The organism is bacterium, assembly GCA_018830565.1.
Classification (GTDB): domain Bacteria; phylum UBA9089; class JAHJRX01; order JAHJRX01; family JAHJRX01; genus JAHJRX01.
Window position 1 is genome coordinate 1 of record JAHJRX010000079.1, and the last position, 25,723, is coordinate 25,723.

Consider the following 25,723-nt stretch of genomic DNA (forward strand, 5'->3'; position numbering starts at 1 on the left):
AAAGGTGCATATTCTTCCATTGGATCACCCTTGGAGGAAGTTTAAAATAAACCCATATAAAAGATCATTTTTATCTAATACAAAATAGGACATTTCTATTTAACGGAAAACAGGACATTTTCATTTTGCTGTTACATTGCTGAAAAATATCTTGACAAGATTTCATCGGTGTAGTATAAAGAGGTAATCTAAAAAAGATTATTTAAAAATAAAGCCGGGGTGGCGGAATAGGTAGACGCAGCGGACTTAAAATCCGCTGGGAATTTTTCCCGTGCCGGTTCAAGTCCGGCCTTCGGCACCAGAACGCCAGGTTGCAGAACACAGAATAAAAAACACAAAAAAATCTGGTGGTGTCTGTGAATAGCTAACTTGTGTAAGACTTGTGTAAGATGGGGATAAATTCATTTTAAATTGCAAATTTACAATGAATAATCTACCTTTTTATATCTTTTTCAGATGTCTCATTATAACTAAGCTATTTTCAGACACCACTAAAAATCTGAGTTTTGTTTTATATCGCGGGGTGGAGCAGTGGTAGCTCGTTGGGCTCATAACCCAAAGGTCGTAGGTTCAAATCCTACCCCCGCAACCAAATTAAAAACCATGGCGGTGTAGCTCAGTTGGTTAGAGCAACGGAATCATAATCCGTGTGTCCGGGGTTCGAGTCCCTGCACCGCTACCAATGCCTCTAAAGACTACCCAAGATCCTCAATGATAATTTAGCTCCACCAAGTATGATTCTACAAAAGGTAAGAAACTTTATTAACCAAAAAAGATTAGTGGAAAGATATGATAAAATAGCTATTGGTGTTTCTGGTGGCTCTGATTCTGTAGCTTTACTTCATATTTTGAGAGAGATTAAAGAAGAATATAATTTGTGTTTAAATATAGTTCACATAAATTATATGTTAAGGGGAGAAGAATCGATAGAAGATGAAGTCTTTGTAAAAAAATTAGCCTTAAGTTATAAATTACCCTTTTATTTAAGAAGAGTAATCTTAAGTCAAGAAAGAGGTGTTTCTCTTCAAGAAGAAGCCCGAGAAAAAAGATATCAGTATTTTATAGAGAAAGCTTACCAGTTAGGAGCTAATAAATTAGCTTTAGGTCATATTTATGATGATCAAACAGAGACTATTTTGATGAGATTAATTTCAGGTACAGGTCCAGAAGGATTTAAAGGAATGCCTGTAAGAAGAAAACTATCTTTTAATTTAGAAATTATTCGACCTTTATTAATCTTAAAGAGACAAGAAGTAAAAGAATATCTAAAAAGGCGCCAATTTTCTTATCGGCTAGATTCTTCTAATTTAAAGACAACATATAAACGAAATAAGATCAGATTAATGGTCTTACCAAAGATCAGAGAAATTAATCCAAATTTTGATGAAAACTTAAGAAAGACAGCTTATTTATGGCAAGAAGACCATAAGTTTTTAGAAGAATTAGCGAAAAGACATCAAGAAGATTTAATAGTCAAAGAAAGCTCAAAAGAAGTAATTCTTAATAATGAAGTTTTGAAAAAACTTTCTTTTTGCTTGAAATCAAGGATTATTAAAAGAATCTTAGAAAGGTTTATTGAAAATATCAAAAAAATAAAATATTATCAGGTGGATAATATTTTAAGGCTGGCAGAAGGAAGTCCTCATGCTGAAATAGTATTGCCTAATAAAGTAAGGGTATATAGAGATTATCAATATCTTACTTTTACCCAAAGGAGTAAAGAAGAGATTATTGATTATGAGTATCTAATAGAAGAAGTTCCCAATAAAGTTTATCTTGATAAAATTAAGGCGAAGATGGAATTTAAGGTAAAAATTACCCCAGATAAAGTAATTGATAATGAAGTAATTGATAATATAGGGTTTGATAAGAAGGTGTTTGATAAAAATAAATTGGAAATTAATTTAGATTATGATAAAATAAAGTTACCTTTAAAGGTAAGAAATCGAAGAAGAGGTGATAGGTTTTATCCTTTAGGGTTAAAAGGAAGTAAAAAGGTTAAAGACTATCTTATTGATAAGAAAGTATCAATTTTTAAGAGGAATAAGATCCCTCTGGTGGTTGATAGAGGAAAGATCTTATGGATAGCCAGTTTAGAGATTAGTGAATTAGCTAAGATAGATAAAGATACCAAAAAAATTTTACAAATTACATACTTACCTGAGATGCATAGCACTTATTAATGAAAATTTGACATAGAGCAAATTAATTAAGTGCCAACGAGTTTAGAATTGATAGATAATAATAGATGTTTTTACTAAAAAGGTTTTTATGGACAAAAAAGTAAAGAATTTAGCTTTATGGATCTTAATTGGTTTAATTACCTTTACTTTATTTTATAATTTTCAAGGTCCTACTGTGCTTAAAGTTATTAAAATACCATATAGTCAATTTTTAGAAGAGGTAAAAAATGGCAAAGTAAAAGAGATAGAGATTGCTGAAAATGATATTACTGGTAAACGAATTGAACAAGGAAAAGTAACTATCTTTAGCACTCTTATTCCTTGTCAAGATCCTCAATTGATCCAACTATTACAAGAGAATAATGTAATTTTTAAAGGTAAAAAGTCTGCTGAGCCTCGATGGTGGATGAATTTAGTTTATTCTATTATTCCCATGTTAATCTTCTTTGGGTTACTTTGGTTTTTTATGTACCGACAAGTAAAAGGCCCAGGAGGTAAAATTTTATCTTTTGGTAGAATTAAATCTAAGGTCTTACCTGAAGAACGAACAAAGATTACTTTTGAGGATGTAGCTGGTGTAGACGAGGCTAAACAAGAACTACAAGAAATTATTGAGTTTTTAAAGGATCCTAAGAAGTTTCAAAAATTAGGAGCCCGAATTCCAAAAGGAGTGTTATTAATAGGAAGACCTGGCACAGGTAAGACTCTTTTAGCTAAAGCCGTTGCCGGAGAAGCCTCTGTTCCGTTTTTAAATATCAGCGGTTCTGATTTTGTAGAGATGTTTGTGGGAGTGGGAGCTTCACGGGTAAGGGACTTATTTGATCAAGGAAAGAAACATGCTCCTTGTATTATCTTTATAGATGAAATAGATGCGGTAGGAAGACAAAGAGGGGCAGGTTTAGGTGGTGGACATGATGAACGAGAACAAACCTTAAACCAACTTTTAGTGGAGATGGATGGTTTTAATACTAATGAAGGAGTAATCTTGGTGGCGGCTACTAATCGGCCTGATGTCTTAGATCCCGCCTTACTTCGACCAGGAAGATTCGATCGCCATATAGTAGTAGATACACCCGATATCTTAGGAAGAGAAGAGATCTTAAGGGTTCACACCAAGAAAGTTGTCTTAGATGTGGTTGTTGATTTAAAGGTTATTGCTCGTAGAACTCCAGGTTTTGTAGGTTCTGATTTAGCTAATTTAGTTAATGAAGCAGCTTTATTAGCAGCTCGAGGAAATAAAGATAAAGTAACTATGGAGGAGATAGAAGAGTCTATTGATAGGGTAGTAGCAGGTCCTGAGCGTAAAAGCCGGTTAATTAGCGAAAAAGAAAAGAGCATTGTCGCCTATCATGAGTCAGGACATGCTTTAGTAGCTAAGTGTATCCCCGAAACTGACCCTGTTCATAAAATTTCTATTATGCCCCGAGGAGCGGCCGCTCTCGGCTATACTTTACAACTTCCTACAGAAGATAGATATTTAACTACTAAAAATGAGTTATTAGATAAGATGAGTGTTCTTTTAGGGGGAAGAGTAGCTGAAATCTTAGTTTTTAATGATGTTTCTACTGGAGCCAAGAATGATATTGAACGAACTACAGAAGCTGCTCATAAGATAGTATGTGAATATGGAATGAGTGAAAGATTGGGTCCTTTAACTTTTGGTAGAAAGGAAGAACAAATCTTCTTAGGCAGAGATATTGTCAAAGAAAGGAATTACAGCGAAAGAATAGCTTCTGTAATTGATGAAGAGACTAGAAGGATTGTTGATGGTTGTTACGAGAGAGCTTTTAAGATTATTAGTGAAAATAGAGAGTTATTAGATAAACTTTCTAAAGCTTTAGTAGAGAAAGAAGTATTAGAAGCAGAGGAGATTGAAGAGATTTTAAAAAAAAGAAATGGCGAAGCGAAGAAGGAGATAAAATCTAAAAAGATTCCCTCTAAAAAAAAGACAGAAAACAATGAAAAAGAGGTGCTCTAAAGTAAAACTTGAGGGAATAGAAGGTGAATAAGGATCGCATTAAGGAAATATTACTGAGCTTTAAAGAAGGTAATTTAACTCTTGAAAGAGCTGTGGAAAGCTTAAGTTATAAAGAATTAGCTAAAAACAACTTAATCTTTGCTCGGGTAGATATTAGTCGGAAGATAAGATGTGGTTTTCCAGAAGTAATTTTTGGTCAAAATAAAAAAGCTGAAGAAATTTTAAAGATTGTAGATTCTTTTCTCGAAAAGAATGAAAATGTCTTAATTACCAAAGCCTCTGAAGATATTTATCAATACCTCTCTAAGTATCATCAAAATGCTTCTTATCAAAAAGAAGCAAAAATGATCACCATTTTAAAAAAGCCACCTTTAAAATCCCTTAATAAATCAGACTATCTCTTAATTATTACCGGTGGGACTGCTGATATTCCTGTTGCCGAAGAAGCTTATGTAACGGCTGATTTTGTAGGCACAAGGGTAGAACGTCTTTATGATATTGGAGTAGCTGGCCTTCATCGCCTCCTTTCTCAAGAAGAGATGCTCTTGAAAGCTTCGGTTATTATAGTCGTTGCTGGGATGGAAGGAGCTTTAGCCAGTGTGGTTAGCGGCTTAGTTAGTGTCCCGGTAGTGGCTGTTCCTACCAGCACTGGGTATGGAGCAAGCTTCCAAGGTTTAGCTGCGCTTTTAACGATGCTTAATAGTTGTGCTCCTGGAGTAGTGGTAGTAAATATTGATAATGGGTTTGGAGCAGGATATTTTGGAGCCATGCTTTTAAAAGATGAAAGAAGACGGGAATCGGGGTCAGACCTCGAAAGCAGAATTAACTGATCAGAAATTCAACGAGAAGAACCGAAACAATTTCGATAACCCTATTGAATTCAAGCAATTAGAGAAAAAATATTGACAAGGAAGGAATCAGGGGCAAATAAAGCAAAGCCTAACAAAAAAATGAACCTGACAAGGAGCAGGTTATTTTTAGCGTTAAGTGGATATAATTAAGATAATGGGTTTGGAGCAGGGTATTTTGGGGACATCCTTTTAAGGATGAGAGAAGAAAGAGGATGTTAGAAAAATAATTAAAAAGAAAGGAGAAATGGTATGGGTTATGTACGAGCAAAAATCGAAATAGGAAATCCTAAAAATCCAAAACTGGAAAAAATAACAAAAGAAGCTCTCGTAGATACAGGAGCATTAATGCTTTGTATCCCTGAACATATCTGTGTTCAGATGGGCTTTGAAGAACTTGAGAAAAGAGAAGTTACAACGGCTGATGGTAAAAAACAATTAGTACCTTATGTTGGGCCAGCCTTAGTGCATTTTGAGAATAGGAGTTGTTTTGTAGGAGCTTTAGTGTTGGGTGATGATGTTCTACTTGGCGCAGTCCCTATGGAAGATATGGACTTAATAGTATCTCCCGCTCATAAAAAAGTTGTTGTAAATCCTGATAGTCCTAATTTTCCTCAAGCTTTAGTGAAACAAAATGTTACCTAACCAATCGTTGAACTCAAACGTTAAGTGGATATAATTAAAGTAATGGGTTTGGAGCAGGATATTTTGGAGCCATGCTTTTAAGGACGAGAGAAGAGAAGAAAGAGAAGATAATAAATGAAGATAGCTTATTTTGACTGCTTTTCTGGACTTAGTGGTGATATGATTATCGGGGCTTTAATTGATGCCGGGTTAAAGTTAGATTATTTAAACGAAAAATTATCATCTTTAAAAGGAGTAGATTTTAAACTTCAAGTCAAGGAAGTAGCCAAGCATCATTTAAGTGGATGTAAGTTTGAGGTTATTTATGACAGAGAAAGAAAGATTAAGACCTTAGCAGAAGTAACTAAAATCATTGAAGGCAGCACTTTAGAGAAAGAGATTAAGGAAGAGAGCCTTAGGATTTATCAAAATTTATTTAAAGCTGAAGCTAAACTTCATAGAAAAGACCCGGATCAAGTTCATCTTCATGAGCTTTCTTCTATCGACACCATCGTTGATATTGTAGGAGCAGTAGTGGGGTTGTCTTTTTTTCAAGTAGAGCAAGTTATTTCTTCACCCCTTAATTTAGGTTATGGAAGAACTAACTTTGGGGAAGGAGAGCTTCCCGTTCCAGCACCAGCAACTTGCGAGCTTTTGAAAAATATACCTGTTTATAGCCAAGAAGCAGGAGAGCTGGTGACACCTACCGGTGCGGCGATAATTTCTACCTTAGCTTACGAATATAGCCATTTGCCCAAGATGAAGATAGAGGCTATTGGATATGGAGCAGGAGAAAAGGAGTTACCAAATCTCCCTAATTTTTTAAGGATCTTTATTGGAGAAAAAAGTTTTTCTTTTCAAGAAGAGGAAGTGATGGTTTTAGAAACCAATATTGATGATAGCCTTCCCTTAATCTATGAAAATTTAACAGAAAGGCTTTTCGAGGAAGGAGCTTTGGATGTCTATCTTACTCCTATCCAGATGAAGAAATTTAGGCCAGGAATTATCTTAAGTGTCATTGCCCCAAAAGAGAAAACCCAAGTTTTGTCTTCTTTAATCTTTAGAGAGACCAGTACTACCGGGATAAGACTTAACAAAGTAAGCAGACTTAAGTTACCTCGGCAATTAAAAGAGTTTAAGACGCCATACGGAAAAGTTAAAGCTAAATTGATTAATTTTGAAGGAAGGGATAAGGTTTCAGTAGAATATGAGGATTGCAAGAAGATTGCCCAAGCCCATGGCTTATCCTTTCAAGAGGTTTATCAAGATTGCCTAAAAGAAATTGAAGAGCAGCTAAAGAATAAGGAGAGCCGATGCTAATTTCTTGGAATGCGACTAAAAGACTATAGCATTTATTAATGAAAATTTGACATAGAGCAAATTAATTGAGGGCCAACGATCTTTTTTAAGACTAAGATTAAGGATTATAAGATGTTCTTTACAGGAAGAGAGTTTAAAAAGACAGTGATGAGGTATTTTAGCGATGAATCTTAAGAGAGATAAATCTAAGGAATTTTTTAATGAAGCTGTAAAGTATTTAGTGGGTGGAGTTAATAGCCCGGTGAGGGCTTTTAAAGCCGTGGGAGGTCATCCTTTATTTATAAGCAAGGCCAAGGGTTCAAAGATCTTTGATGTAGATGGAAATGAATATATTGATTATCTATCTTCCTTTGGTCCCTTAATTTTAGGACATGCTCACCCGGAAGTCTTAGCTTCAGTAAAAAAAGCGTTAGATAGCGGGACAAGCTTTGGAGCGCCAACCGAGTTAGAGACAAAATTAGCTAAGAAGATCGTAGAAATATATCCTTCTATAGAAAGATTAAGGATGACTTCTTCAGGAACCGAAGCGACCATGAGTGCGATTAGAGTAGCTCGAGGATATACCAAAAAAGATAAGATTATTAAATTTCAAGGAAATTATCATGGACATGTAGACTGTCTTTTAGCCGAGGCAGGTTCTGGGGTAGCTACCTTAAATATTCCAGGAAGTGCTGGTGTGCCTTTTCAGATCATTAAAGAGACCTTAGTCTTGCCTTTTAATGATCTGAAAGCAGTAAAAGAGACGGTCAATAAATACCGGGATGAAATTGCCGCTGTAATCTTAGAGCCTGTTCCTGGAAATATGGGTCTAGTCTTACCTAAAGAAGGTTACTTAGAAGAACTCAGGAAGATAACCAAAGAAAATAAGATCTTACTTATCTTTGATGAAGTAATTACTGGATTTCGTCTTTCATTAGGAGGAGCCCAAGAATTATTTAAGATAGTTCCCGATCTCACTTGTTTGGGAAAGATTATAGGAGGTGGTTTTCCGGTAGGTGCTTATGGGGGAAGAGCTGAAATTATGGAACAAGTAGCCCCTTTAGGTTCGGTCTATCAAGCAGGAACTTTATCGGGAAATCCAATAGCGATAATGGCTGGGCTTAAGACGATAGAGCTTTTATCCAAAGAAGGAGTTTATGAAGAATTAGAAGAAAAAGCTAAGACATTAGAAGAAGGATTAAGAGAGGTTTCTTTAAAAAGTAAGGTAAGTTGTTGGATTAATCGCTTAGGTTCAATGCTGACCTTATTCTTTAGTCAAGAAGAGGTCTATGATTATCAAAGGGCGAAGCGGTCTAATGCTGAATATTATCGTCTTTACTTTAAGAAGATGCTTCAACAAGGAGTTTATTTACCACCTTCACAGTTTGAAACTATGTTTATTTCTTTAGCTCATACTAAAGAAGATATTGAACAAACCATCAAGGCAAGTTTTAATGCTTTTAAGGAAATTTATTAATCTTTACAAGAGAAAGGTAAGATAAATTTTTAAAATGAAGAACGAGGAGACTTATGAATTAATAAATTATTTAAGAAGAAAGGTAAGCCAGAAGGTCTCTTTATCAGAAATTTCTGAGGGTTTAATCTGGCCTAAAGATAAAGTTCTTGTTTATTTAGAAGAGTTAAAGAAGATTAGTCTTGTCAAAAGAGATCTAGAAAAAGGAGAAGATTTATACTATTTATATTCTTCTAAAAAATTAGATTTATGGCTTACTTTAGCAGCTCAACATGAATGGAGAGGATATTTAAAAGAAAGAGAAGGTTTAATAAGCGAGACAATTGATCATCTGGTTGAAGAATTAAGAAAAGTTTTAATGAATGATCTCTTCTTTATCATTTATTATGGAGAAGATAAGGTGGGTGAAAGTATAAAAGATGGAATTATTAAATTATTTACTATTATTAAAAATAACAAAGATAATTTTATGCTTATCGAAAAAGTCTTAGCTTCTACTTATTTAAGGTATGGGGTAAGAGTAAGATCTATTAATTCTGACTTAAATTCTTTTGGTAAATTGATCTTAAGCCAGGATAATAGCGTAGATAATATAGGAAAAGCAGTCTTTCGAGATGGAAAGATAATCTACGGCTATGATAAATGTTGGGATTTTATTAAGAAAATGTTGACCTTTTCATAGCATTCATAGGAGAGAGGAGATGAATAGTCCTTTCCTATAAGGCTATAACTTAATTATAGCCAGGAAGACCCTAAATTTAAACATATTATAAAAGGAGAAGTAATAATGAGTCTAAACTTAGAAATATTTGGTGAATATGATTTAAAGAAGGTAGAAGATAAGTTAAGGGAGATTAAATATGTAAAAGTGCCAGCTTTTGCTAAATTTAAACCTGACTTAAAAGAGATAAAAGAAGTAGCTAAAAGATATGATCATTATCGTAATATTATCATTATTGGCAATGGGGGTTCCATTACTAGTTTTTGGACGTTTTATAAAGCTTTAGCGGAATATAAGAGTAAAAAGAACCTCTATCTTGTTTCGACGATGGATCCAGATTTTTTAAGTAGTATAAAAGAAAGATGTACTTCGGTGGATACTTTAGTCATACCCATAAGTAAGTCAGGAAATACTGTCGGTGTATTAGAAGCCATCTTTGCCTTTGAGGGGTATAGTATGTTTCCTATTACTTCAGAAGATAGTGGAGCTTTAAGAGAGATTGCCAGAAAAAGGAATTTAGAATACTTAACTATTCCCCAAGAGATTGGAGGAAGATTTTCAGCCAGGACTGCTTGCGGGTATTTTCCAGCTGCTTTATTCGATATTGATATAGAAGAGATTGATCAAGGTTTAGAAGAAGTATATGAAGTTTGTAAGCCTGATAATGATCTATCTATAAATATAGCTTTGAGATTAGCTACCTTCTTATATCTTAAGGACTTAGCAGGATATAGTGAAATATTTCATCCTGTTTATTCGCCACAGTTAGAAGGGTTTATCAACTTAATAGTTCAACTTATCCATGAAAGTTCAGGTAAAGAAGGGAAGGGTCAAACTATATATGGAAGCTTAGGGCCTGAATCTCAACATCATACTAATCAACGTTTCTTTGGAGGAAAGAAAAATGTGGTAGGGTTCTTCTTAAATGTGGCTTTAAATAAAGAACAAGATTTAAAAACAGTAGTTCCTTTGGATTTAAAGGATATTTCTTTAGGAGATAATAAAAGCTTAGCCATATTAAATAATATTCCTTTAGCTAAAGCTTTAGAATTTGAGTTTAAAGGAACATTAGAAGAGGCTAAACAGAAGAAGATTCCAACTGCAGTCTTGACTTTGGATAAAGTAGAGGCTAAAAGAGTAGGAGAATATTTAGGGTTTATTCAGTATTTAGCAGTGTATGCTTCCTTGCTTCGAGCGGTCAATCCTTATGACCAACCTCAAGTAGAAAACAGCAAGAAGATAAGTTACCAATTAAGATTAGAGTACTAAAAGAAAGAGAGCTGCTTATTTTTGGTGCATTTAAAAATAAGTAGCTCTCCCTAACAAAAGGAGAAAAACTTGTTCCATGGAGGTAATATTTGGGCTTATGCTAAAAAATATAATCTTGAGCCAGAAAAGATCTTAGATTTTAGTGCTAATGTTAATAACTTTAAGGATCAAAAACAAATAAGAAAGATAATCTTAAGAAATATTTCTAAGATTAGTTGTTATCCTGATCTTAAACAACATGATTTAAAAGAGATAGTGGCGGAAAGAAATAAATTAGACAATGAGAATGTTGTTTTAGGCAATGGTTCGATTGAACTAATTTATTTAATTAGTAAGTACTTATCTCCTTGCCAAGTAAAGATAGTTGTGCCTACTTTTGGAGAATATGAAGAGGCATTAAAGATTTTTGGAAGTAAGATAAGTTATTTTAAGACCCTTGAGAAGGATAACTTTGATTTAAATATTGATTTACTCTTAGATAATTTAAGAGACGAAAAGGTCTTGTTTATCTGTAACCCTAATAATCCTACCGGGAGGTTAATTAAAGATAACCATCTGTTAAGATTAATAGAAGGTCTTAAGAAGAGAAAGATATTCTTAGTTATTGATGAAGCTTTTCTTGATTTTTGTCAAGATAAGATTGACCTTAATTTTAGAAGAGAATTAGTTAAAGAAGGGGATGTATTTTTAATTAGATCTTTAACTAAGGTTTATGGTTTAGCTGGTCTTCGACTTGGGTATGCCTTAGTTGGTAATGAGCTATCCAAGCAACTTAACCAAATGCTTCCTCCTTGGAATGTAAATTGCCTTGCTTATGAAGTAGCTTTAGGTATCTTAAAAGATAAAGAGGCAGATGAGAAAATTAGAGAGAAAGTAAACAGAGAAAAGAGATTTTTAGTTTCTCGGCTTTCTAAATTAAGGTACTTAAAAATATTTGATTCGCAAACTAACTTTATTTTAATTAAACTTTTAGCTAACACTCTTAATGTGGAGAAGATAGAGGAAGAGTTAATAAAATCAAAGATCTTAATTAGAAATAGCCAGTCTTTTCACTTAGAAAGCAATAATTATTTTAGGATAGCGGTAAAAGCTCATCATCAAAATAAGTTTTTCATCCAAAAATTACAAGAAATTTTAGGGATGGGATAAGGGAGTAGGAGGCAGTTTACATAACCTTTTTAATTGTGCCTAATAGTAAAAATCAGCGGTAGCGTTTTTTTTATAGTAAGATCAAACGGCTTAAACGAATGGCTTATGGATATAAAGACATTCATCACTTTAAACTAAAAATTCATCAACATTGCGGATATTTGAACCCGAGGAGATTTCAATTCAATTAAGAATGGTTTAAGAATGGTTCTAGTAAATTGGTCTTTATTAACTAATCGGCCAAGGGGAATATTGTCTTAAATTACCTATAGAATAAAAAGAAAATTTCATAATCACATTGCTGGGGTTTTTCTTGATATTCACCACTACCTATGATAAAATTACAAACTAAGTAAATTATTAATTTGGCTTAAAATATCATTGTTGCTATCAAGGTAAAACGGTTCGCTCGGTATAACTTGTTGATATTTAAGTAGTTACGAAAAAAAATATTACAATTTTTTGGGGAATATTTATTCCAAGAAGGAGAAGATACATGTTAAAAGGGTTTAAAAATAAAAATGTTGCTTGTTTGGTATTATTTCTGTTTATTTGGCAGATCTTTGTTCCTGGTCTAGTGGTCGCCCAACAACAAGCTTCTACTGAACAACTCTTTACTCTTCAAGGTTTACCTTTGCCAACATCAGTTCAATCACCAGAAGAAACAAGTTTAAAACCTACTTCTACTTCCCCAAAAAGCATTAAAGAATCTCCAGAAATACCCGCAGACAAAGAAATATTGAAAGAAAAGGAAAAAGTAGTAACGAAGAAAGAAGCAATAACGATAGAAGAGGAAAAAAAAACCCAGAGATTTGGGTTTTCTTATTTTGCGCCGGCAAAGAAAAGAATCAAGCAGATTGAGGCATTGATTACTGAAGGTAAAACATTGCCTTTGCTTCCCCCAAAAAGTGCCTTGACCGGCATGGTTGGGCCAATGGAAATGATTAGCGGTGAGGTGATTGCTACTCCACCGTCCCAATATATTTTAAGTGAAGGAGACAAATTAAACCTATATTTTTGGGGGGATTTTTTAGAACTACGAAATATCCTTTTACTTATTGAGGCCGATGGAATGGTAAATATTCCCAGTGCCGGACGAATTATGGCCAAAGGCTTAAACTTAGAACAATTTGAGAATGCAGTTAGGAGCGAACTTTTAAGGAAAACAACCACCAAGAATTTAAGTCTTATTGTTACGTTTGATCGTTTAAAGAGTATTCAAGTTTATATTACCGGTTATGCTTTTAGGCCAGGGGCATATGCCTTAAGTTCCTTAACTACCCTTTTTAATGCTTTAAATGCCTCTGGAGGGCCAAATGATTCTGGTTCTTTGCGGGATATAAAATTACTCCGCGATAATCAGGTTACCCAGGTAGATTTTTATAATTTTCTGATCAAGGGGGATGGTAAGCAGGATCTTCCTTTAAAAGGGGGAGATATAATTTATGTCAAGCCTTATGAACGTTTAGTTACAATTGGAGGAGAAGTAAAAAGGCCAGGTATCTATGAGTTAAAAGAAAAAGAAGGAATTGCCGAATTATTAAAGTTTTGTGGCGGACTAACCCCTAAAGGACTGCCAGAAAGGGTGCATTTAGAAACCGTAGACCCCAACAAAAAACAAATTCTCCGAGATATTGATCTTAACCAGGAAAAAGAAGTTTCTTTACATGATGGAGATCTGATTATGGTTTTATCCATACCCGAACTTAGAAAAAATTTAGTCCGATTAGAAGGAAAGGTGCTCTTTCCTGGTGAATATGAGTTAAAAAAAGGAATGCGGGTAAAAGACTTATTTTCTCTGCCTAATAAGATTTTAGGAGAGGCTGACTTAGAAATGGCCTATATAGTAAGATGGAATACAGATATGCGCACCACCCGACTTATTTCTATCAACTTAGAAAAAGCATTAACAGAAGAGACGAAAAACAATCTTTTGTTAGAAGAATTGGACCGGGTGATTGTTTATTCTAAGTGGGAGACAAGATGGATACCGGCGAGGATAGTGCGGATCCTGGGGGCAGTCTCCCGACCAGGCAGTGTGGAACGGGCAGATAATATGTACCTTTCTGACCTGATTATCAGAGGGGGAGGATTATTACCAGATGCCTATGAGAAAGGTTACATTGCCCATGCCTATGGAGAGGGAAAGACAGAAATAGAAGATATTGATTTAAAGAAACTAAGTGCCGGGGTGGAACAGGAAAACAAACTATTAAGGGATGGGGATCTGGTCTTTATCCCCCGTAAGTCTGAGTTTATTTCTACCCCCCAGTTTGTTAGCCTTGAGGGAGAGGTAAAGTATCCTGGCGCCTATGCTTTAAAGAATAAAGAAGAAAAATTATCAGCCTTGATTGAGAGGGCGGGAGGATTTACTAAAGATGCCTTTATCTCAGGAACAATATTTAAACGTAATCTTGCCTTTACCGAGGAGCAGAAAAAGGATCTGCAGATAGTTAATGAATTAATTGATGTTTTGAATGATTTGGAATATAAACGGAGTCTCGCCCGGGCACAATGGCTGGAAAAGATTCAGGCTACAGAACTAATTTCTTCCACTAAAGGAGTGTCGGCTGGTACACCCATCATTTCCGGAGGCGCCAGCGAAGTTGCCTCTTTAGAGGCAAGTAAACAGGCCGGACAATTAGCTGGAGAAGCTATTGGACAAATAACCGAGGCCATCTCACCTACTTTACCTTTAAGTGTAGTTAGCCCTCCGCGCCAACTCAAACAACTCTTTCCTGGGGAAAGGATCGTTATAGATTTAAAATCAATCTTAGAAAGGAAAGAGAGTAAAAAGGATATCATCCTTAAAGATGGTGATGCCATTATTATTCCGAGCCGACCTTATCTTGTTTCTGTAATCGGGGCAGTGGTTAAGGCCTCTAATATAAGCTATAAAGAAAATATGAACCTCCACTATTATCTTAGACAGACCGGGGGAGCTACCGAAGATGCCGATCTAAAAAAAATTATGATTACCCGGGCTAATGGGACTATCTTATCTACCAACTATAAAAAAAATTCTCTTATTGAAGAAGGAGATATTATTTATCTTCCAACCAAAGTAATGGTTACTGAGATCGTAGATCGCTTGGACAAGATAATTTCTGCCGTAAAATTTGTGACGGTAACTGTTGCTACCATGGTAGTTACGGCATTTTTAATTCGGGAATTAAAAAAATAAGGAAAAATAAAAAGTTAAAAGTAAAAACTGTTGAAACTGGACATTGGGCCTGAAGGAGATGTAAAATGAAGTTGTTGAGGATTTTTCTAAGGGTGATTTTTCTTGGGGTAGTGTTCCTTACTACTCAGGGAGAGGTCGCAGAGACGGCTGATATCAAAGTGAATGTTACTCTTCAGACCATCTCTGTCTCGGTTACCTCCAACGGGACTTGGAATATGGGGATGGTCGGGGTTGGGTCTACAACCACCATGGCCAATAACCAGAAGATTACTATTTTAAATGATGGTAATGGTTCCCAGACCTATACCCTCCAGGTGACAAATACCGGTGGAATCTGGACTGCCTCTTCGACAGAAAGCAATGGTCAAGACAAATTTGTCTTAAGTGGGGTATTCTCAGCCACGGCTGATACGGGGGTAGTAGGGGCAAACTTCAACACCGGCACGAATGATGATGTGATTAAATCTACAGATCCGAAGACGGCTACTACTGAAACCTATGCCACCGGGGCCATTGCTACGGCCAATGGTGTTTCAGTTTCTGCTGGTGAAGCCAGGGCACTCTGGCTCCAGTTTAAAGCGCCCTCATCGTCCACGGTCAATACCCAACAGACTATAGCCGTAACCATAGGAGTAATTGGTGGATAGGGATGAATCCCGTTAGAAAACTCGGGATAGCCCTGTTAGAAAAGTTTTCTAACCGGGTGAATCTATCCCTCTGGATATTAATGATCGCAATGGTAATCTCCTTGGGTGTGAAAGAGTCTCTGGCTAAAGGTCTTGGGGTCTCACCGGGCAACCTGCTTATTCAAGGGATATCAGTAGGAAAGTCCTATGAATTAGCCGTTCCCCTCACTATTCAGAATAGGAGTGAGGAGCCTCTGGTTTATCACCTTTTGATCTGTAAACCTTCTCGGATTGGGGCCAGGTGGCCTGAGGGTTACTTGGAAATACCGGAAGAAAGCTTTCTTCATCTTGAACCAGCCAAATTAATGGTTCCGGCAAATGATCTAGCCCAGGCAAAGATCTGTCTTGCTATCCCCAAGGAAGAGAGGTATTGTAACCAACACTGGGTGGCTTTAATTGAAGTAAAGGGTGAACACAAGAAGGGTGAGGGAGTTGTTTTAGCTGCCTATCCTTTCCTCTTCCTTGAGACAGAACCAAGGACTGATCTAACTCAAAGACCAGACGGCTCAACCGGCCTTAAGCCAAGTCAAATCTCCTTAGAAGATATTTTCTCAGAGGATACCAGAGGGGCTGCCGAAGTAGAGATCTACAACAACGATGATTCAGCCAATACTTATAAGATTACGTCTACTTCTCTCTCTACTAAAATAGGAGAAGGGATTTGTCTTTCGGATTCATATGAGCCCTTACCTAATCCAGCCTGGATTATCCCTGAAAGGGAAGAGATCAGGATAGAGGGAGGGAGAAATGCTATCATTTTTTTAAGGCTTGATATCCCAGCCAAACCAGAGTTTTATGGTAAAAGGTGGGAAGGGATAGTCTTGGTCAAGCCCAAAGAAGGGCGGGCAGTCTTTGTTAGGGTTAAACTAAGAACAGTAAAAAAATGAAGTGGTGGTTTTTGGGCTTGAGAAGAAAGGTAAGGATGACCTCTCTGGTGGTATTTTTCCTGGCCCTATCTTTAAGTAAAGTTGCAGCTTCTCCAACCGCTACCTTTGCCATTATTGTTACGACTGTTGAAAACACCTCTCCCAAGGCAAATATTATTAGACCAAAGAATGGGGCTAAAGTTTCTGGGAAGACAGTCATTATTGAGGCAACAAGTCTTGATTCAGACATTGCCAGCATAAAATACCAATATAGACAAAAAAACCGAAAGTTATGGACAGATATTATTAGTAGCACCAATCCAACGTCCATGTTTTCTCTAACCTGGGATACTACCAATCTACCAAGTGGTAGCTATGATTTAAGGGCAGTTGCCAGGGACAACGCCAATAACGAAGACGAGGAGCCTCTTACCATTACCCTGATCATTGAGCATAATAACTTTGATTATGCTGAAGATGAGGTAGAAAAGGATAAAGACAATCTGATCGAGGGTGGGAATGGAACTAAGATAAAGATACCTGACGGTGCTCTAAATAGTAAGACGATTATTAGAGTCTCAAGACCAGACTGGCATAGCCTTCCTTCCTTAAGGGAGAACCCTACGGGGCTATATCTTGAGGTTACCCTCGAGAGCAAACAGAACTTATTAAATAAACCAGCTACCATTTCCCTACCTTACCAAGATAAGGACAGCAATGGCTTAGTCGATGGAACGAGGATTCTGGAGGCAAATCTAAAGCTATGCCGATGGGATGGAAATAACTGGGTTGAGCTTCCCACTACCATAGATCCAGTGAAGAATATGGCTACGGCTATTACTAATCATTTTACCATTTTTGGTCTCTTTGGTGGTTTAGATACCATTTTTGGAAAAGCAACAGGTACGGATGGTGTTGGCTTAAAGGGTGTTAAGATAGAGGTATTAAAGGGAGGGGGTGTTGAGAAGTCAATCCTGACAGAGGCTAACGGTAACTATTTAATTTCTGGTCTGACAGGGATATACGGAGTAAGAGCTTACCAGGAAGACTTTGTCACCCAGATCAAGGATAATATTACCCCAGGAACAGAGGTAAACTTTATTCTCATCCCTTCAAGATTCAAGACTTATATTTATCCCAATCCATTTAAGGTGAATAAAGAGGATCTCTGCACCATTAAATTTCATTTACCTCAAGCCGAAAAGGTGGCCATCAAAATTTATGACCTTACGGGGAGCTTAATCCGAGAGTTAATCGATGAGAACTATGCTCCTGGGACCTATCAGGTAAGGTGGGATGGCAAGAATGACCATGGAGACAAGGTGGCCAGCGGAGTCTATCTTTACCTGATCAAGGTGGGGTCAAAGGCCAAGGTCAAGAAGATAGCAGTTATTAAGTATGCCCAAGGTGTAAAAATGAAGAATAAAGTTACTCCAAAATTACACCCTGATTTCATACGGATTATAAAAGTCAAAGCAATTTGTCCCTTTTTTATAAAGAAGAATAAAAGTCACTGTCCTTAATGGCTGTTAATACCAATCATAATTTCTTGATCATCTCCTCAATTAATCCTTCGATGGTATAAATGGTATGATTCGATGGTATAAAGAGGAATAAAAGTCGCTGTCCTTAATGGTTGTTAATACCAATCATAATTTCTTGATCATCTCCTCAATTAATCCTTCGATGGTATGAACAGGGCTGATGATATCAACTTTTATCTTTAAATCTTGAGCTGTTTTAGCGGTCACGAGACCAAGGCAAGCAATCTTCATGCCATCTAAATTACATTTACCAAAATCCTGGTAGAAATATTTTACAGTAGAAGAACTAGTAAAGGTAATCACATTTATCTCCTTTTTCTTAATCAGCTCCTTGATCTCTTCTTTTTTTAAGTTATCTTCTTTTACCGTCTGGTAACAAGCCACTTCATCTACGGTAGCTTCTCTTTTTTCTAGTTCTTGGGCGATTACTTCCCTGGCTTCTTTAGCTCGAGGAAATAAGATCTTCTTATTCTTAAGATCAACCTCCTTAAATTTAGAGACGATAGATTCAGCTATGAATCTTTCTGGGGGAACTAAATCTATCAACACCCCATACTTACTAATCTCTTTGGCTGTTTTAGGACCTATCGCGGCAATCTTAATTCCTTTTAATTCCCTGATGTCTTTGCCTAATTTAAAAAGTCTTTTTACGAAATACTTAACTCCCTGGACACTAGTAAAAATAAGCCAGTGGTACTGAGATAAGTTTTTAATCTTATTATCTAATTCCGTATAGTCTTCTAACTCCACTATCTTAATTAAAGGGTATTCAATAGGAGCAGCTCCGTTGGCTTGTAATAATTTACAAAATTCACTGGCTTGCTCTAATGGCCTAGTTACCAGGATCTTTTTGCCAAACAAAGGTCTTTGTTCATACCAATTTAACTTTTCTCTTAAGTTTACTACCTCTCCTACGACGATGACACAAGGAGGCTTGACCTTCTCTTTGGCTACTTTTTTAGTAATATCCTTTAATGTTCCTACCACTGTCTTTTGATCGGAAGTAGTTCCCCAACGAATAACCGCTACGGGTATCTCTTTATCCTTTCCATAAGAAATTAATTTATCAATAATTTGAGATAAATTTTCCATGCCCATTAAGATGACTAAAGTATCTTTTTGTTTAGCCAATGCTTTCCAGTCAATAGATGATTCTTCCTTGTTTGGATCTTCATGTCCAGTAATTATGGTAACCTGAGAAGCAATCTCTCTATGGGTTAAAGGAATGCCGGCATAACTGGGGACAGCTAAAGCAGAGGAAACTCCCGCAATTACTTCAAAAGGTAAACGATGCTTCTCTAAGAAGAGAGCCTCCTCGCTTCCTCTTCCAAATAAGTAAGAATCACCCCCTTTAAGCCGCACGACCATTTTTCCTTCTTTAGCCTTTTTAAGGAGAAGCTTGTTGATCTTTTCTTGAGAAAGAACATGGTGCTTGCTATATTTTCCTGCATAGATTAATTCTGTCTCAATCTTAGTGTAGTCTAAGAGTTCTTTATCTATTAAATAGTCATAAATAACTACATCGGCTTCTTTTAGACAATTAATAGCTTTTAAGGTAATAAGATCAGGGTCTCCTGGTCCAGCGCCAACTAAAAATACCTTACCTGACATTTTAACCTTCTCTCTTTAATTCTTTAATAATTTCATTAGCTTCCTTGTTCAATAATCTGGTAGCTAATTCTTTTCCTAAATCTTCTGCCTTTGTCTTTTTCCCTATCATTTTATCTTTGACTACTTTTTGGCCATCTAAAGAGGAGACCATTCCTTGAATAAGTAGCATTTTATCTTTTGTTTGAGCAAGAACACCAATAGGAACTTGGCAACCGCCCCCCAGTTCTTTAAGAAAAGATCTTTCTGCCCGTACTTCCCACTGGGAATTTAAACAATTTACTTTCTCTGCTAACTCTCTTATTTTGCAATCTTCTTTTCTTACTTCTATGCCTAAGGCACCTTGGCCTGCGGCCGGAAGAAAGGCTTTGATGGGTAATTCTTGAGTCATTAACTTGATTAAGTTTAGTCGAATCAGCCCACAAACAGCTACTATTATAGCTTCAAGACTACCTTCTTTTAGTTTTTTAATTCTGGTATCTAAATTCCCCCTTATCTCTACTACATTTAAATCTCTTCGCAGATTTAGTAACTGTACCTTTCTTCGAAGACTACTTGTTCCTACGGTGGCTCTTGGTGGTAAATGGAGTAAGTTATGACCATTTTTTGAGATTAAAGCATCTTTTGGATTTATTCTTGGCAGTATCGCCGCCATGGTAAGCTCTGAAGGTAATTCCGTAGGCAGATCTTTCATACTGTGAATGGCCAGGTCAATTTCTTCTTTTATCAAGGCTTCTTCAATTTCTTTAACAAATAAGCCCTTTCCTCCTTCCTTATCTAAAGAGGAATTTAGCGATAGATCTCCTTTGGTCTTAATTATCTTAACTTCAAAAGAATAAGAACTGTTAAGTCTTTTAAGTTCTTCAATGACTAAATTAGTTTGAGCTAAAGCAAGTTTACTTCCTCGACTACCCACCATAATCTTCTTCATTGCCTTTTACCTTCTTCAATCACTTTTTTTATTAAGTTATTTACTTTATCTAAGTTACCTTCTTTGAGATACTCTATAGTCTTTGAGCTAACTACACCTTCCCAAACTAATCTTCTCTTTTGGGGGTCAGAAACTTCTTGGATGACTTTTTTTCTAATACTTCCTAAGATATTTACTAATTCTCCATATTCCTGGCCGTAAAGCTGAGCGATCTCATCTTTTATCTTCTTAGCTAAGAAAGGGCTTTTTCCAGCAGTAGAGACACTAATAACTAAGTCTCCTCTTTTAGTTACGGCGGGGACTATGTAGTTACATAATTTTATATTATCAACTATATTTACTAAGATTCTTAACTTATGAGCATCTTTGGCAATCTTTTCATTGGTTTTTAAGCAATTAGTGGCTCCGATTACTAAAAAAGCTCCTTTGAGATCTTTGGTTTGATACTCTTTTTCGTGGAAATAAATCTTATTCTTGTGGGAACAAATCTTATTCTCGTGGGAACAAATTTTATTTTCCTTGAAAAAAACTCTTAGTTCTTCATTTAATTTTTTACTTACCACATGTACTTTAGCGCCACATTCTAATAAAGAGAGAACTTTTCGATAAGCTATGTCTCCTCCTCCTACCACGACACACTTTTTATTCTTAATATTTAACTCTAAATTATAGTATTTCATTTTACCTTTTCTTCAATTTGAAACAGTTCTTTTAGAGTTTTTAAATATACATAGCCGTCTCCAGAACTTATTGCTTCTTTAATCTTACTCATAGGCAAAGCTAAAATCTTATTAGATATAGATTTTATATGTTTTTCTCTACTTTTTTCATCTAAAAATGTCTGGATCTTTAGTAATTCTCTTCGACAAATTTCTTCAATCTTCTTCTTTATTTCATGGATTAAAGGGACAAATTCCAAAGATCGATACCAGGAAATAATTTCTGGCAATTCTTGGTTAATGATCTTTTCTGCTGCCTTTACTTTTTTTGATCTTGCTCTTTTATTAGCTTCTACCACCACTTTTAAATCATCAAGGTTGTATAAAATAAGACTTTCTAAAGAATTTACCTCAGGTTCTATATTTCGGGGAAGACCAATATCGATTAAGAAGATAATCTTATTTTTCCGTCTCTTTAAAATATCCTTAATATGATCCATCTTAATTACATAGTGGGGAGAGTTAGTAGAAGTAATGACAATATCTACTAAAGGTATGTTTTTATATAATTGGTCAAAGCTGACCGCTCTTCCTTTGAATTTTTCTGCTAATTCTGTAGCTTTCTTTAAATCTCTATTGACTACCAATAATTGTTTTATGCCATTATCTACTAAATGTTTAATTAAAAGCTCCCCCATCTTTCCGGTGCCTATAATCATTACTTTTTTATCATTTAAATCATTAAAGATCCTTTTAGCTAACTCCACGGCGGCATAGCTTATCGAAATAGCTCCTTCTCCAATAGTAGTATCTGTTCTAATCTTTTTAGCAATACTTAAAACTTTTTGAAATAAAATGTTAAAGATAAAAGCCGTTGTCTTGTTTTCTAAAGCTATTTGATAAGCTTCTTTAACTTGTCCTAAAATTTGTTGTTCTCCTAAAACCATAGAATCAAGACCACTAGCTACTTTTATTAAATGTTCCATGGCTTCTTTATCTTTCTTTTCCCATAGATATAGCTTTAATTCTTCTATCTTGACCTGGTGATAATTACTTATAAATTTTTCTAGAGTCTCTTTTCCACCCATTAAATTATCGGTAACAATATATATTTCAGTTCGATTACAGGTGGAAAGAATAACACATTCTTTTATTTCTTTAGCTTCTTTTAAGGCAGTTAAAGCTAGGGGGAGGGCTTCTTTTCTAAAAAACACTTTTTCTCTAAACTCAATAGGTGTTTTATGGTAGCTTATCCCTAATGTTATAATCTTCATCTTATTATCTCTATAGCCAAATCTAATTTTAAAAAAATTCTGTTAAGAAAAATTAACATAACTACAATTCTTTCGTCAAGACAAAAAAAAGGTGGGAAGAATATAAGATGAGGAATCATTAGAAGAATAAAATAAACTTTGATTTTTTAGAAATTATGTTATAATTAATTATCAGCTTAGTTTATTTAAGGACTGAACATTTGACATTGATTTGGCATTTGGATTATACCTTTGAACTTAAGCCTCTTAGCTTAAGAAAACCTTTGATTTAACTGGTTTATATCAAAATTAGCCAAAGTTCCGTCAGTAGATCTTAATTTATGAGTTACATTTGTTAAATGATAGAAAATTTCTTTCAGATTATCCAGACTATCAATCATAATTGCACTAAGACTCTTGAGGAGTATATTCCCAAGTTAAAAGAAAAGGTAGAAAAATTAGCCTTTTTAAAGAAGATTGAAAGAACTGTCTTTTTAACTTCTGATTTAACTTTACTTTGTAATTTAATACTTCAAGTGGCTTTAGAAATATTAAAAGCCAGATCAGGAATGGTGATTTTATTAGATCCTGATTCTTCCCAGTGGGTGATAAATAGTCTTATTGGAGGTGAAAGTAAAGAAGTTAAAAGTGAAAAAGGTGAAAGTGAAGAAGTTAGGATTAAGAAAGTTATTCCTACTAAAAATACTATTTCTGGTTGGGCCATAAAGAAGAAAGAATCAGTCTTGGTTCATGATATTAAGACAGATATTAGATTTCAAGATCTAGAGAGATTAACTTATGAAAATGGTTCCTTTGTTTATGTTCCTTTAATGATTAAGCATGAAGTGATAGGCTTGCTTTGGTTTGGAAATAAGATAGCTAATGAGCTATTTTCAATTAACGAATTAATTTCTTTAAATATTTTAGCTAATGAAGCTGCTATCTCTATTAAGCACATTCAATTATATCAAGAATTAGAAAGATCTTATCTTTCCATTATTCAAGGTTTAGCCTTAGCTATTGATGCTCGAGATTCCCATACCCATGGGCATTCAGCCCAAGTAGCTCGTTTAGCTAAGTTGATTGCAATCAAATTAAATCTTGATCCGATGGAAATAGATAAGATTTATAATGCTAGCTTACTCCATGATTTAGGAAAAGTAGGGATTAGCGATGAAATTTTAAAGAGAAAAGGTAGTTTAAACTTAGAAGAAGATCATCTTATTAAAATGCATCCAGTTGTTGGAAAACAGATCCTTTTTCCCATAAAAAGCCTAAGACCTCTTATCCCTTATGTTTACCATCATCATGAATGGTATGATGGTAGTGGTTATCCAGAGGGACTAAGTGGTGAAAAAATTCCTCTGGGGGCAAGAATTATTGCTGTAGCAGATAGTTTTGCAGCTATGGCTTCAAGAAGACCTCGATACTTTCATGGAAAGAGTCTATCTTCGGAAGAAGCTTTATTAGAACTTAAGAAAGGTAAAGAGATTCAATACGATCCTAAAATCGTGGAAGTGTTTGAAGAAGTTCTCTATGAGGAAAAACTGCTGACTGCTGATAGCTGAAGGCTTATAAATTTAAGGCTTATAGATTTAAAGACCATGATTAGAAAAAGAACAGAAAGAAGTTTACAGGATAAAATAGTTCATTTTATTAAGATAAAATGGATCTTTCTCTTGTTTTTAACTTTGGTAGTTACTTTATTTCTCATTAAAGAGCCGAGTTTTTATTTATTACTTTCTTTAGGAGTGATTTCTTTTTTGGTGTTATTTCATCTTACTTATAGCTTATATGCTAAGAGAGATCAGGTATTTCCTAACTTTCTCGTGGTAGTCTTGGATATTTTAAGTTTAAACATAATTATCTTTTTAAATAAAGAGTCTATCTTAGGGTTTGCTCCTTATCTATGCTCTTTATTGATTATAGAAGATTGGATTCTCAGGAACCAGAAAGGATCTTTCTTTTTAACTACTTTTTTTTCGATCCTCTATCTCTTGATAGCTTCTTTTTCTCTTGAGGGACCAGGGCTAAGATATTATGAGCTAAGATATTATGAAGTAATCCCTCAGGTAGGATTTTTATACCTAGTAAGTTTCTTATTGTGGTATTTGAGTAAACAAAAAGAGATGGTCTTGCAAGAAAAAAATGCTTTAATCGATAATTTATACCACCTTAATAAAGCTTTAGCTAAAGATAAAGATGAAATTGAGACTTATAACCAGAGCTTAGAAGAGCGTTTAAAATCTCAATCAATAATGATTAATCAAGCTACTTTAAAAGATGAAAAAAGGGAGATCGTAGGAGTAATTGAAGCATTTAATGATATTTCAAAATTTAAAGAGATGGACGAAGTAGACGCAGAGACTAATTCCTTGTTATTTCACGAATTAAAAACTTCTTTAACCATCATAAAAGGTTACGCCGTTATCTTATTAAGTGAAAAGTTAGGAAAGATTACCCAAGCTCAAAGAAATAGATTAACTAAGATTGAACAACAAGTAAATAGTTTGAATAATATGTCCAATAATTTATTAGAACTGCCTAAAATTGGTCTAGATAAAATAAGTTTAGAGAAAGTTTCTTTAAGCAAAATAATTAGAGAAACAGTGGATATCTTTAAAGAGGAATTTAAGAAGAAGGAACTTGATTTCAAATTAAAAGAAGATCAAGATTCTTATTGCATCTTAGGAGATGAACCTAGTTTAGAGAGGGTATTTGTTAATTTAATCGATAATGCTATTAAATACACTCCTTTTAAGGGAAAGATAAGGTTAGAATTAAAAGGCGGGGAAGATGAGATTAAAGTTTATCTTACTAATACTGGTCTAGGTATTTTGCCAGAAGAGTTGCCTAAAGTCTTTGATAAATTTTTTCGTTCTTCATTAGTTTCTAAAGATAAGAAAGGTATCGGTTTAGGATTAAATATCGTCAAGAAAATTTTAGATCTTCACCAAGCTCTGATTGAAGTTTCGAGTGAAGTAAATAAAAGTAGCCAATTTTGTCTTAGATTTAAAAGGTTAGGGTAAAGTGGTGATTTATTTAAAGAGGAAAGTTATGAAGAAGATTTTGATAGTCGAAGACGATCCAGACATCATTGATATTTTAAAAGTAACTTTAGAAGGTAAATATAAAATATTAGAGGCTTGCAATGGGATAAAAGCAGTCAATATGGTTTACGAACAAAATCCTGACTTAGTAATTTTAGATATTAATCTGCCAGAAATGAATGGTTACCAAGTATGCAGGTTATTGAAAGAAGACAAGAATTATCAATCTTTACCCGTTCTCATCTTAACTTCTAAAAGTCAAAAGAGAGATCGTTTTTGGGGAATGGAAGCTGGTGCAGATAAATATATTACTAAACCTTTTAATCCTGAGGAAGTATTGGATTGCATAGAAGAATTATTAATCAAGAAAGGTAAGTTTAGATGAGTGGGATTATCA

The 25,723-nt window shown here is 35.0% G+C and carries 20 protein-coding genes and 3 tRNA genes; 19 read left to right on the forward strand and 4 right to left on the reverse strand.

All coding sequences use genetic code 11. The features are described from left to right. The first annotated feature begins 213 nt into the window (after positions 1-213). The 16 genes from KJ849_07485 to KJ849_07560 all read left to right on the forward strand — a co-directional run bounded on the left by KJ849_07485 (position 214) and on the right by KJ849_07560 (position 17,804). Positions 214-301, forward strand: a tRNA-Leu gene (locus tag KJ849_07485). A 216-nt stretch (positions 302-517) separates the two neighbouring features. Then, positions 518-592, forward strand: a tRNA-Met gene (locus KJ849_07490). Positions 593-605: 13 nt separating this feature from the next. Next, positions 606-682 (forward strand) — tRNA-Met (locus KJ849_07495). Between the two features lie 97 nt (positions 683-779). Further along, positions 780-2,183, forward strand: coding sequence for a tRNA lysidine(34) synthetase TilS (gene tilS, locus KJ849_07500; protein MBU2600401.1), 1,404 nt, complete (start codon positions 780-782; stop codon positions 2,181-2,183). Positions 2,184-2,271: 88 nt separating this feature from the next. After that, positions 2,272-4,161: an ATP-dependent zinc metalloprotease FtsH gene (gene ftsH, locus KJ849_07505; GenBank protein MBU2600402.1), complete on the forward strand. Its 1,890-nt coding sequence runs from the start codon at positions 2,272-2,274 to the stop codon at positions 4,159-4,161. Between the two features lie 23 nt (positions 4,162-4,184). After that, positions 4,185-4,991: a nickel pincer cofactor biosynthesis protein LarB gene (gene larB, locus KJ849_07510; protein MBU2600403.1), complete on the forward strand. Its 807-nt coding sequence runs from the start codon at positions 4,185-4,187 to the stop codon at positions 4,989-4,991. A gap of 270 nt (positions 4,992-5,261) precedes the next feature. After that, positions 5,262-5,654, forward strand: coding sequence for a clan AA aspartic protease (locus tag KJ849_07515; protein MBU2600404.1), 393 nt, complete (start codon positions 5,262-5,264; stop codon positions 5,652-5,654). A 114-nt stretch (positions 5,655-5,768) separates the two neighbouring features. Beyond that, on the forward strand, positions 5,769-6,953 hold the full coding sequence (larC, locus tag KJ849_07520) for a nickel pincer cofactor biosynthesis protein LarC (protein MBU2600405.1): 1,185 nt from the start codon (positions 5,769-5,771) through the stop codon (positions 6,951-6,953). 163 nt (positions 6,954-7,116) lie between these two features. Further along, positions 7,117-8,409 (forward strand): glutamate-1-semialdehyde 2,1-aminomutase, encoded by a 1,293-nt coding sequence (hemL, locus tag KJ849_07525; GenBank protein MBU2600406.1) that lies wholly within the window; start codon positions 7,117-7,119, stop codon positions 8,407-8,409. Positions 8,410-8,443: 34 nt separating this feature from the next. Further along, a complete protein-coding gene (locus KJ849_07530; protein ID MBU2600407.1) occupies positions 8,444-9,088 on the forward strand; it encodes a hypothetical protein in 645 nt (214 codons plus the stop codon). A 105-nt stretch (positions 9,089-9,193) separates the two neighbouring features. After that, positions 9,194-10,396, forward strand: a complete 1,203-nt coding sequence (locus KJ849_07535; protein MBU2600408.1) for a hypothetical protein — start codon at positions 9,194-9,196, stop codon at positions 10,394-10,396. A 69-nt stretch (positions 10,397-10,465) separates the two neighbouring features. Beyond that, positions 10,466-11,545, forward strand: coding sequence for a threonine-phosphate decarboxylase CobD (cobD, locus tag KJ849_07540; GenBank protein MBU2600409.1), 1,080 nt, complete (start codon positions 10,466-10,468; stop codon positions 11,543-11,545). 496 nt (positions 11,546-12,041) lie between these two features. Next, positions 12,042-14,729 (forward strand): SLBB domain-containing protein, encoded by a 2,688-nt coding sequence (locus KJ849_07545; protein ID MBU2600410.1) that lies wholly within the window; start codon positions 12,042-12,044, stop codon positions 14,727-14,729. A 65-nt stretch (positions 14,730-14,794) separates the two neighbouring features. After that, positions 14,795-15,376: a hypothetical protein gene (locus KJ849_07550; GenBank protein ID MBU2600411.1), complete on the forward strand. Its 582-nt coding sequence runs from the start codon at positions 14,795-14,797 to the stop codon at positions 15,374-15,376. Between the two features lie 2 nt (positions 15,377-15,378). Beyond that, the gene (locus KJ849_07555; protein ID MBU2600412.1) at positions 15,379-16,302 is read left to right on the forward strand and encodes a hypothetical protein; all 924 of its coding nucleotides are present in this window, start codon (positions 15,379-15,381) and stop codon (positions 16,300-16,302) included. Between the two features lie 17 nt (positions 16,303-16,319). Then, positions 16,320-17,804: a T9SS type A sorting domain-containing protein gene (locus tag KJ849_07560; GenBank protein MBU2600413.1), complete on the forward strand. Its 1,485-nt coding sequence runs from the start codon at positions 16,320-16,322 to the stop codon at positions 17,802-17,804. A 126-nt stretch (positions 17,805-17,930) separates the two neighbouring features. Here the strand turns inward: KJ849_07560 and cobA are convergent, their stop codons facing one another. The 4 genes from cobA to hemA are packed head-to-tail and all read right to left on the reverse strand — an operon-like array spanning position 17,931 to position 22,297. Next, complete coding sequence (gene cobA, locus KJ849_07565; GenBank protein ID MBU2600414.1) at positions 17,931-19,436, reverse strand: uroporphyrinogen-III C-methyltransferase; 1,506 nt, start codon at positions 19,434-19,436, stop codon at positions 17,931-17,933. A 1-nt stretch (position 19,437) separates the two neighbouring features. Beyond that, positions 19,438-20,364: a hydroxymethylbilane synthase gene (gene hemC / locus KJ849_07570; GenBank protein ID MBU2600415.1), complete on the reverse strand. Its 927-nt coding sequence runs from the start codon at positions 20,362-20,364 to the stop codon at positions 19,438-19,440. Then, positions 20,361-21,044, reverse strand: coding sequence for a bifunctional precorrin-2 dehydrogenase/sirohydrochlorin ferrochelatase (locus KJ849_07575; protein ID MBU2600416.1), 684 nt, complete (start codon positions 21,042-21,044; stop codon positions 20,361-20,363). The genes hemC and KJ849_07575 overlap by 4 nt, the downstream gene beginning before the upstream one ends. Next, entirely contained in the window at positions 21,041-22,297 is a 1,257-nt protein-coding gene (gene hemA, locus KJ849_07580) for a glutamyl-tRNA reductase (GenBank protein ID MBU2600417.1), read from the reverse strand. The genes KJ849_07575 and hemA overlap by 4 nt, the downstream gene beginning before the upstream one ends. A gap of 338 nt (positions 22,298-22,635) precedes the next feature. On the opposite strand from hemA, the gene KJ849_07585 reads away from it, so the two are divergent. The 3 genes from KJ849_07585 to KJ849_07595 are packed head-to-tail and all read left to right on the forward strand — an operon-like array spanning position 22,636 to position 25,711. Beyond that, complete coding sequence (locus KJ849_07585; protein MBU2600418.1) at positions 22,636-23,844, forward strand: HD domain-containing protein; 1,209 nt, start codon at positions 22,636-22,638, stop codon at positions 23,842-23,844. 36 nt (positions 23,845-23,880) lie between these two features. Continuing rightward, positions 23,881-25,305 (forward strand): HAMP domain-containing histidine kinase, encoded by a 1,425-nt coding sequence (locus KJ849_07590; protein MBU2600419.1) that lies wholly within the window; start codon positions 23,881-23,883, stop codon positions 25,303-25,305. A gap of 28 nt (positions 25,306-25,333) precedes the next feature. Then, positions 25,334-25,711 carry a response regulator gene (locus tag KJ849_07595; GenBank protein MBU2600420.1) on the forward strand — a complete coding sequence of 126 codons (378 nt, stop codon included), beginning with the start codon at positions 25,334-25,336 and terminating at the stop codon, positions 25,709-25,711. The last annotated feature ends 12 nt before the right edge of the window (positions 25,712-25,723 follow it).

Excerpts from the sequence above, each read along its gene's own strand:
- ftsH (MBU2600402.1), top strand. The coding sequence starts at position 2,272 with ATGGACAAAAAAGTAAAGAATTTAGCTTTATGGATCTTAATTGGTTTA.
- KJ849_07515 (MBU2600404.1), top strand. The coding sequence starts at position 5,262 with ATGGGTTATGTACGAGCAAAAATCGAAATAGGAAATCCTAAAAATCCA.
- larC (MBU2600405.1), top strand. The coding sequence starts at position 5,769 with ATGAAGATAGCTTATTTTGACTGCTTTTCTGGACTTAGTGGTGATATG.
- hemL (MBU2600406.1), top strand. The coding sequence starts at position 7,117 with ATGAATCTTAAGAGAGATAAATCTAAGGAATTTTTTAATGAAGCTGTA.
- KJ849_07530 (MBU2600407.1), top strand. The coding sequence starts at position 8,444 with ATGAAGAACGAGGAGACTTATGAATTAATAAATTATTTAAGAAGAAAG.
- KJ849_07535 (MBU2600408.1), top strand. The coding sequence starts at position 9,194 with ATGAGTCTAAACTTAGAAATATTTGGTGAATATGATTTAAAGAAGGTA.
- KJ849_07545 (MBU2600410.1), top strand. The coding sequence starts at position 12,042 with ATGTTAAAAGGGTTTAAAAATAAAAATGTTGCTTGTTTGGTATTATTT.
- KJ849_07550 (MBU2600411.1), top strand. The coding sequence starts at position 14,795 with ATGAAGTTGTTGAGGATTTTTCTAAGGGTGATTTTTCTTGGGGTAGTG.
- KJ849_07555 (MBU2600412.1), top strand. The coding sequence starts at position 15,379 with ATGAATCCCGTTAGAAAACTCGGGATAGCCCTGTTAGAAAAGTTTTCT.
- cobA (MBU2600414.1), bottom strand. The coding sequence starts at position 19,436 with ATGTCAGGTAAGGTATTTTTAGTTGGCGCTGGACCAGGAGACCCTGAT.
- hemC (MBU2600415.1), bottom strand. The coding sequence starts at position 20,364 with ATGAAGAAGATTATGGTGGGTAGTCGAGGAAGTAAACTTGCTTTAGCT.
- KJ849_07575 (MBU2600416.1), bottom strand. The coding sequence starts at position 21,044 with ATGAAATACTATAATTTAGAGTTAAATATTAAGAATAAAAAGTGTGTC.
- hemA (MBU2600417.1), bottom strand. The coding sequence starts at position 22,297 with ATGAAGATTATAACATTAGGGATAAGCTACCATAAAACACCTATTGAG.
- KJ849_07585 (MBU2600418.1), top strand. The coding sequence starts at position 22,636 with ATGATAGAAAATTTCTTTCAGATTATCCAGACTATCAATCATAATTGC.
- KJ849_07590 (MBU2600419.1), top strand. The coding sequence starts at position 23,881 with ATGATTAGAAAAAGAACAGAAAGAAGTTTACAGGATAAAATAGTTCAT.
- KJ849_07595 (MBU2600420.1), top strand. The coding sequence starts at position 25,334 with ATGAAGAAGATTTTGATAGTCGAAGACGATCCAGACATCATTGATATT.